Raw genomic sequence first — 14406 nt, 5'->3', positions numbered from 1 at the left:
GGCGTCAGGCTTCAACGCCGACGCCGATGGGGCAGACCACGCCCGTCCCGCCGATGCCGCAGTATCCGGCCGGGTTCTTGGCCAGATAACCCTGATGATAACCCTCGGCGTAGAAATAGTCGCCCGCCGGCGCGATTTCGGTGGTGATGGTCCCGCGCCCGGCCTGGGTCAGGGCGGCCTGATAGGCGTCGCGCGAGGCTTGCGCCTCGGCCTGCTGCTCGGCGTTCAGCGTATAGATGGCCGAGCGATAGGTTGTGCCGACGTCGTTGCCCTGGCGCATTCCCTGTGTCGGATCGTGGTTCTCCCAGAAGGTCTTCAGCAGTTCGGCGTAGGTGATGACGGCCGGATCGAACACGACCTTGACCACCTCCGTATGGCCGGTGCGGCCGGTGCAGGTCTCCTCATAGGTCGGATTGGGCGTGATCCCGCCGGAATAGCCGGCCGACGTCACCCACACTCCCGGCAACCGCCAGAAGATGCGCTCCACGCCCCAGAAACAGCCCATGCCGAAGATCGCCGTCTGGAACCCGTCGGGATAGGGGCCCTTCAGCGGATGGCCGCTAACATAGTGGTGGGCGTCGGTGGCCAGCGGCTCGGCGCGGCCGGGCAGGGCGGTCTCTGGCGTGGGCAGTTCGGCGCTTTTCTTGAACAGCATGGGCGGGTTCCTCGGCGGAAAATGACTTCGATCCGCATATGGGGACGCGAGAGGCGCTTGCCGAGGGGGCGAGGGTGTTCTATCAGGCCCGCCTCCCGCCGGATCGACCTCCGGCGGCGCGCACGAGTTGGCGTGAAACGGACAGGTGGCGGAGTGGTCGATCGCGCACGCTTGGAAAGCGTGTGTAGGTGAAAGCCTACCGAGGGTTCGAATCCCTCTCTGTCCGCCACGCGCGTTGTTTTAGAACGATTTTTTGATGTCGTTGGGTGTTCACCCACCAACGCGGTTACGCTTGAGTTTGCGCTCATTTTTCGCATTCGGCGCGGTGAGCAATGCAATGCGCATTGAGCTGATGCAAAGCTCAAGTTTCCGAGCAAGGAAACTGAGAACGCCTTATTTGTCGCGATAAGCACCTGAGGACATCGAAGAAGGCCGAACCACGATGATCCGAGCCAAGTCCGTGGTTAAGCACTGTCAGGTTAGTCGCCGGCAGCGGCAACTTGCCCAACCTACCGAAATCTCAAGCCGCAGCCGCCACCCAAGCCGAGGCAGCCTCAGCGCGAAAGCGTCGAAGCGTGGGCCGGCCGATGAGGTGACGTTGGGTGTAGAAGGTGTTGTAGATCGCTGCGTGGGTGATGAGGAAACGCTGGGCTGAAGCCTGGGACTTGAACAGCTGCTGTTGTCGCTCGCGTCGTCGGATCGGGAGGTGTGAATTCTCCGCCCGATTGTTCTCCCTAAGCCGGCCGGGTGAATGCAGATGGCGCAGGCCCAACGCCTCAAGAGCAGCTGGATATGATCGAAGACCGTCGGTGACGATGCGTTCTGGCTCGACAGGCTGGTTCCGCAGCAATCGCTTCAACAGCACCAGAGCCGCCTCCGTGTCTCGCCGTCGCTGAACGACAACGTCCAACACCTCGCCTTCGTCGTCCACGGCGCGCCACAGGAACATGCGCTTTCCGCCGATCGAACAGACGACCTCGTCCAGATGCCAGCGAGGGGAAGGGGAGGGGCGGAGCCGCTTCAGCCGCTTTGCGATCTGGGGTCCAAACTTGATCGTCCAGCAGCGGATGGTCTCGTAGCTGACGTCGATCCCTCGCGCCGCAAGCAACTCTTCAACGTCCCGAAGGCTCAGGCTGAAGCGAAAGTAGAGCCATACGGCATGGCGAATGACCTCCGCCGGGAAGCGATGGCGGTTGAACGATAACGGCTTCAACGAAACTCATCCCAATCCGCCGCCTGCGCCGGCCTTCAGTGGAGACAAGTTAGCGTTAGACTGACAGCACCCTTGTTGGCGTTAAACTGACGGCACCCCACTGGGGCGCTGGTCAGGGGCCTCCGTCTTCGGGTAAAGCGGACGGCCTCTTACAATCATCGTTCAACCGCAGCAGGCGACATGGCCTCGACCGAGAAATCGTTGAAGGGCTGGAAGACCATCGCGGCTTATTTGGGGGTGACTTCCAGCACCGCGATCCGCTGGTCCAAACAGCCGGGCTTTCCGGTCCAGCGTGCTTCGGACGGCGCGACGGTCTATGCTCGCCCATCGGACCTCGACGCCTGGCTGAGGCGGAGACTTGAGGACGATGAGCCTCAAGCGGCGCAGACGATTTCGCCCCCCGCCGTCAAGCTGCGTCGTCGAGCTTTGCTGATCGGAACGGTGCTGACGGTGGTCGTTACAGGCGGCGTGGGCGGCGGACTGTTGCTCCTGCGCCCGCGGGAAACAGAGCGACCGAAGGAGATCCGCGATACCGAATTGCAGGAGCTGTATCTTGACGCAAGATCGGACTGGGCCGCGCGAACGCCTGAAAGCTTGCGGAGCGCGATCGTAAAGTTCCGAACGATAGTTGCACGCTATCCTGATTTTTCGCTCGGCTTTTCGGGTTTGGCCGATGCCTATATTCTTTCCTGCGAGTTCGGCGACGTCAGCCGAAATCAGGCCTTCCGAGACGCCAGAGCAGCGACGACGACCGCTTTGGCTTTAGAGCCTGACGACGCCGACGCAAACCGCATCATGGGCTTCCTCGTTTACTGGACGGACCGGGACATCGCTGCGGCGCGGCCCTATTTCCGGCGGTCACTGGGGGCGGATCAGAGGGGCTATCTGTCTCATCTCTGGTACGGCAACGCCCTGGTCGATGCGGGTGAAATCGCCGATGGAACCGAACAGTTGACGCAGGCGGTCAGGCTTGCGCCAGACTCGCCGGCGGTGATCACCGACTATTCGATCGCCCTATGGCAGACCGGCGAGTCACATGAGGCGTTGCGCAGACTGGCCGACGTAGAGCGCAGATTTCCGACCCACTCGGGGGCTCCGGGCGCCGCTGCGTTGTTCCGTCTCCAGGCCGGCGACGTCGAGGGCTATCTGGAAGATTCAGCGCGGTGGGCGACGTTGATCGGCGACCCGAACCAGATCGCGCGTGTGCGCCGCGAACATCTGGCGTTCGAACAGGGCGGATCGGCCGCAACGCTGCATATGATGGCGGCCTCGGAGGCCATGCCGAGTTCGTTCTGGCATGGCGGCAATCTGCCGGCGTCGATCGCGGCATCCATGATCGGCGATCGTGGCGCACTGCTGAAAAGGCTCAGGATCGTAGAGGCGAGCGGGGAAAATTGGCGAGACCTTCGGTTTCCAGGCGCATCCTTCGCGCGTTGGCGGACCGACCCGGAAATCGGTCCCCTGCTCGAACGCATTCTCGGCTGACCTCGGGACGCGCTCCGCCGCTCTATCCGGGGCCTTCGAAAATGATGTCATCCGCTATCAAATGCATGCAACGAGATGAAAGGCCCGCTGCGCCGTCTTTCAGATTTCAGGCGGCCTGATAACGCGGCGACCATGGGCGAAAGCCCAACCGCGACCCGACGGCCGGGCGCGGCATTTGTCGTCGAGATTTTCGTTATGCTTCGTCTCAAAGGCCTGTCTGAGGCTTTCGGCGCCGTCACGCGCCGCCTATCCCATATCGCTCTGGGTCTGCTGGCGCTGATGACGGCGGCCCTTGCGCATCCCGCTCTCGCGCAGACGGCCCTCGCCCCGACCGCGATCTACGAGATCGACACATCATCCAGCCCAGGAAGCCTGACCCGGCTGGGCGCTGGGGACACCGTCAATACCTTTAAGGTTGCCAGTGTTAATGTCTCGGCGGCGATGGTCTTCACGATACCAGCCGGAAAAACCTTCTCTGGCGCCGTACTGAGTCTTGGCGTGGTCTCGGTATCCGGGACTTCATCAGGCCCGATTACGACGTGGGATGGGTCCACAAGTTCGCTGACAGACGTCATGTCCGCCGCCGCCGATTTTCGATCCGGCAAGACGTACGGACAGGCGAGCAGGGCTAGCGGTTTTTTCACGATCACGCTGAGTCCGGACGCCCTGGCCGAAATCAACGCCGTGTCCCTTTCCGGCGGCGGCGCATTCGCTCTCGGGATCACCGCGGATGAAGGATCGGCCTACGGTTTAGATAGCCGCGACTTTACGCTGGCGCTTACCGCTCCGCCGAAACCTCCCGTCGTCACGGCGATCGCACCGCTGACGGCCGGTTCGACGGCCGACAGCGTGACCTTCCGCGCGAGCTTCGACGAGCCGGTCGCCAATGTGACGGCTGGCGACTTCGGCCTCACCACGACGGGCGGCGCCACCGGCGAAATCCTCTCAGTATCGACCAGCGGCTCGACCGTGGAGGTCGTCGTCGGCAACGTCCAGGGCGAGGGGACGCTTCGTGTCGATCTGTTGGCCCAGAACGCCATTCGCGATCTCGACGGCAACGGGGGCGGCGTCAACGGCACGACACAGGCGTTCGCCACGGGCCAGACCCATGCGGTCGATCGCGTCGCGCCCGCCGCGCCGGAGATCACCGATCCTCTTTCCGGCTCCAAAACCAACTCGAACCACCCCCTGATCGTGGGCAAGACAGAGCCTGACCTGCTCGTCGATATCGTCATCAATGGCGGCGGTGGTTCGGGGCAGGCGAGAGCGGACGGCGCCGGCGTCTTCACCTACCGCCCCGCCACGCCGCTTGCGGACGGAAGCTATACGATCACGGCCAAAGCAGGCGACGCCGCCGGCAACGTCAGTGGCGCTTCACGGCCTGTCGTCATGATTATCGACACGACACCGCCGGCCGCACCCATCGTCACATCGCCGCAGAACGGTTTCACCCTGTCCGGTTCCGTCGTGTTCCAGGGAACCGCAGAAGCCAAATCGGTGATCCAGATCTTGCTGGACGAGACCACGCTTTCTCCCGTGATCGCCGTCGATGCAGACGGGGCATGGCGCTATGCTTGGCCGACTGCCCTGAGCGCGGGTTCGCACACCTATGGACTGCGTGGGATGGACGAAGCCGGGAATACATCGGCGCTCACCAGCGGCGCCTTCACCTACACCCCCCTTGCCGTCCCTGGCGGGGCGCTGGCGACGGCGCAGGTCGGAACGCGCTATTCGCAAACGGTGACCGCTTCCGGCGGCGTGGCTCCCTATAGCTATACGATCGTCGGCGGGGGCCTGCCAACGGGTCTGACGCTGAGCGCCGATGGTGTTCTTTCCGGCACGCCGACCTCGGGCGGATCGTTCAGCTTCACCATCCTTGCGACCGATTCCAACACTCCGGGGCTGACCTCGACGGGCGACTACACGCTGGCGGTTTCGGCTGCGGCCATCACCGTCACGCCGGCCAGCCTGCCCGGCGGCACGCGCGGAGCGGCCTACAGCCAGACGCTGTCGGCCACGGGCGGCACGGCCCCTTATACCTATAGCGTCACGTCAGGCGACTTGCCCGCAGGCCTGAGCCTGACGGCGGAGGGTGTCCTCCGTGGCACGCCCACCGGCACGGGAACCTTCAACTTCACCGTGACCGCGCGTGACAGCTCGACAGGCGGCGGACCCTATACCGGCGTTCAGGCCTATTCGGTTTCGATTTCGGCGGCGGCCCTGACGATCACGCCCGGCGCCCTGACTTCCGTTGTGGAAGGCATGTCCTACAGCCAACAGCTGTCGACCGCCGGCGGATATGGGACCTATAGCTACGCCGTCACGTCCGGGGCTCTCCCGGCCGATGTGACGCTCTCGACGTCAGGCCTGATCAGCGGTCGTCCGACGGCGAGCGGCGTCTATAGCTTCACCATCCGCTCCACCGACGCCTTCGGCAACACCGGCATGGCGGCGTTTTCCCTTACCGTCACGGCGCGGCCGAACCCCGCGTTGGACCCGGAAGTCCGGGGTCTTGCGTCAGCCCAAGCCAGCGCCGTCCGTCGCTTCGCCGACACGCAGATCAGCAACTTCCAGAGCCGCCTTGAGCAACTGCACAGCGGATCGGCCGCGTCGTCGATGAATCTTTCGCTCGACGCCTCCGCGTTGATGGGGCGGGGAGGGGACCAGGCCAACAGGGCTAAGGGGGCGATGCCGCTGGGCCAAACGCTGATGGGTGCTCGCGAACGCAGCATCCGTAGCGAGGCGGAAGCGTTGATGAATGCCCTGCGGGCGGCCGACAGCCAAACCACCGACAGCATGCCTGTGTCCGGTCCCGCAGGATCGCGTCCGGAGGCCGGCGGAGTGCGGGTCTGGACCAGCGGGGCGATCAGCCTTGGCGAGCGGGACGCCACTAGCCAGACGGCCAAGCTGTCGATCCACACGTCGGGCATCAGCGTGGGGGCGGACATGAGCGCCTCCGACACGCTGGATATTGGCCTTGGCGTCGGCTTCGGTCAGGAAGACACCGACGTGGGTACGACCGGCTCCAATGTCAGCGCCGAAAGCTGGGTGGGGGTCATCTACGCCAGCTGGCGGCCGACCGACGGCGTCTTCGTGGACGGTCTGACGGGCTACGGCGCTCTCGACTACGATCTGACCCGCAGGGTCACCGCCGACCAGAGTCTCGTGTTCGGCCAGCGTGAGGGGGGGATGTGGTTCGGGTCCGTCACAGGCGGTATCGACCGGATGTCCGGACCGGCCCGTTGGATCGGCTATGGTCGCCTCGATCTCATGACCGCCTCGCTGGACGGCTATACCGAGACGGGGTCGCCGTCTTGGTCTCTCGCCTTCGAAGACCGGACCGTCGAGTCGCGTCAGGCGGCGCTGGGCGTCCGTTACGAGCGTCGAACCGTGAGCGGAACAACCGTGTGGACGCCAGGCCTGCGCCTGGAGTGGTCGCACGAGTTCGGCGACGCCGGCAGCCAGACGATCCGATACGCCGACTTCCTTACCGGTCCAGCTTACAATCTCGATGAGAACGGCTGGGATCGATCACGTGCGCTGATCGGAGCCACCCTGCGCATGTATTCGCAGAGCGGATGGAAAGTCGATGGCGACCTCAGCGCACGTCTGGGGGCCAAGGAGACGGTCAGCTCAGTGCGACTGACGATCGCCAAGCCGTTCTAACGCGCGAAGAGCCGAGGTTGGCAGGAGGGGAGGCGGCGAGCGCCGTGTCCCCTTCTCGCTGTCTCGTCATGTTATGGCTCAACCACGCCCGCATTTCCTGAACACCGCCGCGACGCTCTGCCTTCAACTGATCCGGCAGTTCGACGGGATCACCCTGAATAACGCGCACGCTGAGGTCGGGGTGGCGCTGGCTGATCTCGGCGAGAACAAGCGGCGCCAGGGTCGGCTGACGCGAACGGATCGTCTTCCGTATGACACGTCCTGTCAGGGTCACAGTCTGGCGCGTCCTGGCCGCCTCGACGGATTCCAGGGCGATGCGGATGTTCTCAGACAATTCAGGCGCCAGCGGCGTTAGGCGGGTGTTCGCGCGGATCGGCCGAACAGGGCTGGCCCAGATATTCTTCAAGCCGTTTCATCTGCAGTTTAACGTCGCTTGGTGTCACATCGTCCGCCGCGGCCGCGAAACCGCCGTGGCAACGGAGCCGTCGTCGATGTCGTCACAAGTTCGCCGGCGACGTCATCGCCCTCGGCGCGCTGCGCGACGAGGGCGATCGACTCCGCGATTGGATGCGGCGAGGGACTTGCCCTTCGCCACACGACCCAGTGCGTAAAGAAAACTAATAAAACTACCTGTAAAAATTCTTTCATTGACAGAATATGGGTGCGGGTAGCATCTCTGGGCCACAGGCGGGGATGAAACTCCGTGGCGGGGAGGCGGTGTGTTGCGGCATCAGGGGTCAAGGTCGGGCGTTGACCGGCGCGCTCTGATCCAGGGGGCGGGCGGGCTGGCGGTGGCGGCGGGGCTGTCGTCCGCCGGGGACGCGCGCGCCGCGCAGGCCGCAGCCGGGCCAGAGATTTCGCGACGCCGCGTCAAGCTGGCGTTCGGATGGAAGCACGCCCTGGGGCATGCCGCGGATCAGGACAAGGATTTCGGCTTCGGGCGGGACCAGCGCACCTATGCCAAGACAGGCGGGTCGGAGGCGGCGCCCATCGCCCAGGCCGCCATGGCCGGCTTCGACGATTCCGCCTGGGCGTCCGTTCAGCTGCCGCACGACTGGGCGATCGACCTGCCTTACGATCCCGGCGCGGCGGTGGTCGCCGAGGGGCAGGACGATCCGCGGGCCGCGCATGGCTACAAGGCCCTGGGGCGGGACCATCCCGAAAACAGCGTCGGCTGGTATCGACGCAAGCTGGAGATTCCGGCGGACTGGGCCGGCCGGCGTCTGGGCCTGACGTTCGACGGCGCGTTTCGCAGCGTCATCGTCTTCCTGAACGGCGTGATCGTCGCCGAACACGCCGGCGGCTACACCCCGTTCGACATCGACATTACGGATGTGGCCCGGCCGGGGGAGGCGAACGGACTGGTCGTCCGGGTCGACGCCAGCCTGGGCGAGGGCTGGTTCTACGAAGGCGCGGGGCTTTATCGCCATGTCTGGCTGACGGCGACCGATCCGCTTCATGTCGCGCCCGATGGGGTCTTCATCCAGGCCGCGCCGCGCGGTGACGGGGCGGTCGGCAAGATCGAGGTCGCGCTGCGCAACCAGTCCGACGCGCCCCGACAGGCGCGGGTGCGAATGACGGTCCTGGCGCCGAACGGACTGGCGATGGCGACGACCGAGCGGTCGGTGGCGGTCGCGGCATGGGGCGAAGGGCGGGGCGAGGCGGAACTGGATTGGGACGCGGCGCCGCTGTGGTCGCCGTCCGATCCGCAGCTTCATCGTCTTTCGGTCCAGGTCGAACTGGACGGCGTCGTGCGCGACGCGGTCGACGTTCCGTTCGGGGTTCGCACCGCCGTCTTCGATCCGCAGCGAGGGTTCCTGCTGAACGGACAGCCGCTGAAACTGCTGGGCGCCTGTTGCCATCAGGACCACGCCGGCGTGGGCGCGGCGATCCCGGACGCGCTTCAGGTCTGGCGCATCCAGCAGCTGAAAGCCATGGGCTGCAACGCCTATCGCGCCTCTCATAATCCCGCGACGCCGGAGCTGATGGACGCCTGCGACCGGCTGGGGATGCTGGTCGTCGCCGAAACCCGGCGGATGTCGTCCGACCCGGACTCGCTGGAGGAGTTGGCCGTTCTGGTGCGGCGCGACCGCAACCGGCCCTCGGTCATCGCCTGGTCCATCGGCAACGAGGAACAGGCGATCCAGGGCACGGCGGTCGGCGCCGCCATCGCCCGTACGATGAAGCGGGTGGTCAATCGCCTCGATCCGTCCCGACCGGTCACGGCGGCGAAGGATCAGGATTTCGGGACGGGCGTGTCGCGCGTCGTCGACATCCTGGGCTTCAACTATCGCACGCCGCAGATGGAAGCCTATCACGCCCGCTTCCCGGACCAGCCGATCATGGGCACCGAGACGGGAAGCACCGTCGCCACGCGCGGCGAATACATCCTGGACGCCGCACGCCACATCGTGCCCGCCTATGACCGCGAACATCCCTGGTGGGCGTCGACCGCCGAGGACTGGTGGACCCTGGCGGCGGATCGCCCCTACATCGCGGGCGGCTTCATCTGGACCGGCTTCGACTATCGCGGAGAGCCGACGCCCTACAACCGCTGGCCCAGCGTCGGCTCCTATTTCGGCGCGATGGATTCCTGCGGCTTTCCCAAGGACAATTACGGGTACTACCGCGCGTGGTGGCGGCCAGAGCCGCTGCTGCACCTCTTCCCGCACTGGAACTGGGAAGGCCGCGAGGGTCAGGACATTGAGGTCTGGGTCCATTCCAACCTGGACCGGGTCGAACTGTTCCTGAACGGTCGCTCGCTGGGGGCGAAGCCTGTGGTCCGTAACCGCCATCTGGCCTGGACCGTGGCCTATGCGCCGGGCGTGCTGGAAGCGCGCGGGTGGAAGGACGGACGGCTGGTCGCCACCCAACGGCGCGAAACCGCCGGGGCGCCGGCCGCCCTGCGCCTGTCGGCGGATCGGTCGAGGCTGGCCGCCGACGGCGAAGACGTGGCGATGGTCGCGGTCAGCGTGGTGGATGCGCGGGGGCGTCCGTGTCCGCGCGCCGACGACCTGATCCAGTTCCAGACGACGGGCGACGGCCGGATCATCGGCGTCGGCAATGGAAATCCCGTCAGTCACGAAGCCGACCGCGCCGACCGACGACGCCTCTTCAACGGGTTGGCCCAGGCCATCCTGCAAACGGGTCGCCAGGGCGGGCCGATCACCATCACCGCCAGCGCGCAGGGCCTGCGCCCCGCTTCGCTGCGGCTCGACGCCAGACAAACCAGACAATCGACCTGAAATCAGGCGACCAGGGGAGGACCACCATGACCATCAACCGCAAGACCATCATCGCCGCAGGGGTTTCCGTCTCTGCACTCTTCGCCGCCGCGCCGGCCCTGGCCCAGACGACGCCGGCCCCCGCCCAAGCCCCGGCGCAGGCCGACACGGCGACGCAGGTGGACGAGGTCGTCGTCACCGGCATTCGCGGCGCGCTTCGCAGCGCCATCGGCGTCAAGCGTCGCTCGGACCTGGTGGTCGAGGCGATCTCGTCCGAGGACATCGGCCAGCTGCCCAACGTCACCATCGCCGAGGAGCTGGTGCGCCTGCCGGGCATCAACGGCACGCGCGACCGCGGCAACCAGAGCCAGGCGGCGATCCGCGGCCTGGGGCCGCGTCTGGTGCTGGGCCTCGTCAACGGGCGCGAGGTCGCCTCGTCCGAGCCCGACCGCAATATCCGCTGGGAAATCTATCCGTCGGAAATCGTTTCCGGCGTGGAGGTGTACAAGTCTCAATCGGCCGATCTGGTCTCGGGCGGCATCGCCGGCACCATCGACATCCGCACCGCCCGCCCGCTCGACTATCGTGGGCCCGGCTTCGTGGGCACTGCGGGCGCCGCCTACTATGACGCCGGCAAGGATTTGCCGGACTACGATCCGCTGGGCTATCGCCTGAGCGCCAACGTCAATCATGCCCTCAGCGACACGCTCGGCGTGAACCTGGGCGTGACGCGCCAGGTGCAGAAGAACGGCTATGCGACGTTCGAAGGCTGGGGCTGGAACGACGCCGCGACGGGCGGATCGCCCGGAGACATCAACAACGACGGCCGCCCCGACGCCACCTTCTATGGCGCGCAGAGCCAGGTGAAGCGGCTGACCGAGACGCGCAACGGCGTCAACGGCGCCCTGCAATGGCGGCCGTCGGATCGGTTCGAACTGAACTTCGACGCCCTGTATTCCGACATCAAGATCGACGAGGACCAGAACCAGATCTGGTACGGAAACAACGGAACCTACGGCAACTGGGGCGGCGGCTCGTCCTGGGCCTACAGCGACCCTCAGGCCTCCTACACCCTGATCGACGGCACGGTGGTCGCGGCGCGTCTGCCCTATGCCTCGGTCACGAACGTCATCGCCAAATACACCGAGGACAAGACCCTGTTCGCCACCGGCCTGAACGGCAAGTGGTCGCTGGGCGACTGGACCCTGGTGGCCGATGTCGCCTATTCGTCGGCCAAGCGCGAGAACCTGTGGCGCGCGATCTTCACCGAACAGTATCCGTCGCTGGCCGGCGTCGACATGACCCCCGGTCGGCGGCCGTCGGCCTATGCCGTCTATGACACCGGCAACCCGGCCAATCAGCCGCTGCAGAGCTATCGACCGGCCCAGGCGGACGGCGGCGATCTGTCGGACGAACTGACTTCAGCCCGGTTCGACGCCACCCGTTACCTGGGCGACAGCGGGATCACGGAACTGTCGTTCGGCGCGCGCGTGACCGACCGCACCAAGTCCTACGACCGCACCTTCTGGACCCAGACGCCGATCATCGCGACCCTGCCGGCCGGTCTGCTGACCAGCTTCACGGTTCCCGACTTCGACACGCCGTCCTTCATCAACGGCGATTTCGACGCGGTGGCCAAGGCCGCCATCGGCGGCTTCGTCCAGCCCGCCAACAGCGCCGATCCCAAGTCCGGCTGGTCCGTCGACGAGACCGTGGCCGAAGCCTATGTGAAGGCCAAGTTCGCCGGAACGATGATGGGCCTGCCCTTCACCGGAAACCTCGGCGCCCGCGCGGTTCAGGTCGACACATCGAGCCACGGCCAGGAATCGGTCAACGACGGCGCCTATAGGCCGGTCAGCGTCGACAACGACGACTTCCAGCTTCTGCCCAGCCTGAACCTGACCCTGACGTTGGCCGAGGGACGGCAGCTGCGCTTCGGCCTGGCCCGCACCATGGCGCGTCCGCCGCTGGACGAACTGCGCGCGGGACGCACCCTGTACAACACCACGCCGCCGCCGACGGGAACGGCCGGCAACCCGCTGCTGAAGCCCTACATCGCCAATCAGGTCGACCTCTCCTACGAATGGTATTTCGCGCCCGAGGCCCTGTTCGCCGCCGCCGTCTATTACAAGGACGTCGAAAGCCACATCGGCTATTCGACCCAGCCCGTGACCATCGGCGGCACGACCTACAATGTCACGGGGCCGTTCAATGGCGGCGGCGGCGGCATCACCGGCGCGGAACTGACCTTCCAGACGCCGTTCAGCTTCATCCCGGCGCTGCGGAACTTCGGCATCTACGCCAACTTCGCCTATGTGGATTCCGATCTGAAGGAGTTCTATCCGTCCAACAATCCGCTGTCGGCGACGGGCCTGGCCAAGGAAACCGCGACCGTCGATCTGTGGTATTCGGACGGCAGGCTGGAGAGCCGTCTGGGCTTCAAATACCACAGCCCCTTCACCGTTATTTCCGGCTGGGACGGCTCGGCGCTTCGCACCCTGGAGAGCGAGAAGACGCTGGATTTCAGCACTTCCTATCAGCTGACCAGCCAGGTCGGCCTGCGCTTCCAGGCCAGCAATCTGACCGACGAGCGTGTCCGGCTTCACTACGACAACACCGAGAACCGACTGGCCAGCGACACCCGGTTCGGACGCCGGTTCAGCCTGGACGCCACCTTCCGCTACTGAGCCGACGCGCCGCAGCCCATCCGTTCTCGATCACTTTCGGAGGCCGACCATGCGTCGTCTGGTTCTTTCCGCCCTCGTCGCCCTCTTCGCCCTGCCCGCGCAGGCCGAGGAGGCGCGGCCGGCGCCGCCCTTCTACTTCGGCGCCGACCTGTCCTATGTGAACGAGATGGAGGACTGCGGCGCCGTCTATCGCAAGGACGGCCAGGCGCGCGATCCCTACGCCCTGTTCGCCGATCTGGGTACGAACCTGGTGCGGGTGCGTCTGTGGCATGACGCGCAATGGACGAAATACAGCGACCTGGACGACGTGCGCGAGACGATCCGACGCGCCCGGGCGGCGGGCATGGAGGTCCTGCTCGACTTCCACTATTCGGACGACTGGGCCGATGGCGACAAGCAGATCGTGCCCGCCGCCTGGCGGTCCATTCGCGACGATACGCCCGCCCTGTCCAGGGCGGTGTACGACTACACCTTCCAGACCCTGCGCACGCTGGACGCCGAGGGGCTGATGCCCGATCAGGTCCAGGTCGGCAACGAGACCAACCCCGAACTGATGGGCGAGGCGGACTGGAAGACGACCCGGCCGGGCATCGACTGGGCGCGCAACGCCGCCCTGCTGAACGCCGGGATCAAGGCGGTGCGCGACGCCGGGGCGCAATCGGCCATCCAGCCGCTGGTCATGCTGCACATCGCCCAGCCCGAGAATGTCGAACCCTGGTTCGCGGCCGCCTGGGCAAACGGTGTTCGCGACTTCGACCTGATCGGCCTCAGCTATTATCGCAAATGGTCGACGCGCGATCTGGACGGGCTGGAGCAGACGATCAACCGCCTGCGGCATCGCTATCCGGCCGAGGTGGTGGTGGTCGAAACCGCCTATCCCTTCACCACGGACGCCGCCGATTCCTCGCCCAATCTGCTGGGCGCCGATTCCCTGCTGCCCGACTATCCCGCGACCTACGAGGGTCAGCGCCGCTACATGGTCGACCTGACCCAGCGCGTGAAGTTCGCGGGCGGCGTCGGCGTGGTCTATTGGGAGCCGGCCTGGGTCTCCACCCCCTGTTCGACGCGCTGGGGACAGGGTTCGAACTGGGAGAACGCCACCTATTTCGACTGGCGTCGCGACAACGAGGCCACCCCCGCCGCCAGCTTCGCCAAGGCCGCCTATCAGGAAGCGGCCCCCGTGACCCTGACGCTGCGCCGCCCCGCCGGGGCCTCGGGACCGCTGTGGCTCTGGGGCGACTTCCTGGGCGCCAACGACATCGCCATCCGCCTCGCCCCGGACGCCGCGGACCCGACCCTCTATCGCTACACGACCACCGTCCGACCGGACACGACCATCACCTTCCAGGTCTTCGACCACCGCCCGTTCGACCACGGCGTGCTGGGAGATGGCGAACTGTTAAAGGCTCCCGTGCCGGCTCAGGGCCTTCGCGCGGATTACGAGGTATCGCGATAGGGTCGCTCTGTCAGATTAGG

Annotated in this window: 8 protein-coding genes and 1 tRNA gene; 6 read left to right on the top strand and 3 right to left on the bottom strand. The window is 65.8% G+C overall.

From position 1 onward, the window contains the following. Positions 1–4: 4 nt before the first annotated feature. A complete protein-coding gene (gene msrA / locus SH203_RS07915) occupies positions 5–655 on the bottom strand; it encodes a peptide-methionine (S)-S-oxide reductase MsrA (protein WP_087120334.1) in 651 nt (216 codons plus the stop codon). A 139-nt stretch (positions 656–794) separates the two neighbouring features. Between msrA and SH203_RS07910 the strand changes: the two genes are divergently transcribed. Beyond that, a tRNA-Ser gene (locus tag SH203_RS07910) sits at positions 795–884 on the top strand. 291 nt (positions 885–1175) lie between these two features. Here the strand turns inward: SH203_RS07910 and SH203_RS07905 are convergent. Continuing rightward, complete coding sequence (locus SH203_RS07905; RefSeq protein ID WP_087120333.1) at positions 1176–1868, bottom strand: IS6 family transposase; 693 nt, start codon at positions 1866–1868, stop codon at positions 1176–1178. Positions 1869–2048: 180 nt separating this feature from the next. Between SH203_RS07905 and SH203_RS07900 the strand changes: the two genes are divergently transcribed. Together SH203_RS07900 and SH203_RS07895 are read left to right on the top strand one after the other, a co-directional pair. Further along, a complete protein-coding gene (locus tag SH203_RS07900; protein ID WP_087120332.1) occupies positions 2049–3353 on the top strand; it encodes a tetratricopeptide repeat protein in 1305 nt (434 codons plus the stop codon). Between the two features lie 75 nt (positions 3354–3428). Further along, positions 3429–7019: an autotransporter domain-containing protein gene (locus tag SH203_RS07895; protein WP_087120331.1), complete on the top strand. Its 3591-nt coding sequence runs from the start codon at positions 3429–3431 to the stop codon at positions 7017–7019. Here the strand turns inward: SH203_RS07895 and SH203_RS15285 are convergent. After that, the gene (locus SH203_RS15285; RefSeq protein ID WP_143275700.1) at positions 6982–7425 is read right to left on the bottom strand and encodes a hypothetical protein; all 444 of its coding nucleotides are present in this window, start codon (positions 7423–7425) and stop codon (positions 6982–6984) included. The genes SH203_RS07895 and SH203_RS15285 overlap by 38 nt on opposite strands. A 316-nt stretch (positions 7426–7741) precedes the next feature. Between SH203_RS15285 and galA the strand changes: the two genes are divergently transcribed. The 3 genes from galA to SH203_RS07880 are packed head-to-tail and all read left to right on the top strand — an operon-like array spanning position 7742 to position 14386. Beyond that, positions 7742–10264 (top strand): beta-galactosidase GalA, encoded by a 2523-nt coding sequence (gene galA, locus SH203_RS07890; RefSeq protein WP_087120330.1) that lies wholly within the window; start codon positions 7742–7744, stop codon positions 10262–10264. Between the two features lie 26 nt (positions 10265–10290). Further along, positions 10291–12930 carry a TonB-dependent receptor gene (locus tag SH203_RS07885; RefSeq protein ID WP_087120329.1) on the top strand — a complete coding sequence of 880 codons (2640 nt, stop codon included), beginning with the start codon at positions 10291–10293 and terminating at the stop codon, positions 12928–12930. Between the two features lie 49 nt (positions 12931–12979). After that, positions 12980–14386, top strand: coding sequence for an arabinogalactan endo-1,4-beta-galactosidase (locus tag SH203_RS07880; RefSeq protein ID WP_087120328.1), 1407 nt, complete (start codon positions 12980–12982; stop codon positions 14384–14386). Positions 14387–14406 lie beyond the last annotated feature (20 nt).

It is taken from the genome of Brevundimonas sp. SH203, from assembly GCF_002157625.1.
GTDB lineage: Bacteria > Pseudomonadota > Alphaproteobacteria > Caulobacterales > Caulobacteraceae > Brevundimonas.
Note: the sequence above shows the minus strand (reverse complement) of the source record. Positions and strands in the feature narration are given on the sequence as shown.

Coding starts and splice junctions, on each gene's coding strand:
- SH203_RS07880 (WP_087120328.1), top strand. CDS start 12,980: ATGCGTCGTCTGGTTCTTTCCGCCCTCGTCGCCCTCTTCGCCCTGCCC.
- SH203_RS07885 (WP_087120329.1), top strand. CDS start 10,291: ATGACCATCAACCGCAAGACCATCATCGCCGCAGGGGTTTCCGTCTCT.
- SH203_RS07900 (WP_087120332.1), top strand. CDS start 2,049: ATGGCCTCGACCGAGAAATCGTTGAAGGGCTGGAAGACCATCGCGGCT.
- msrA (WP_087120334.1), bottom strand. CDS start 655: ATGCTGTTCAAGAAAAGCGCCGAACTGCCCACGCCAGAGACCGCCCTG.
- SH203_RS07895 (WP_087120331.1), top strand. CDS start 3,429: ATGAAAGGCCCGCTGCGCCGTCTTTCAGATTTCAGGCGGCCTGATAAC.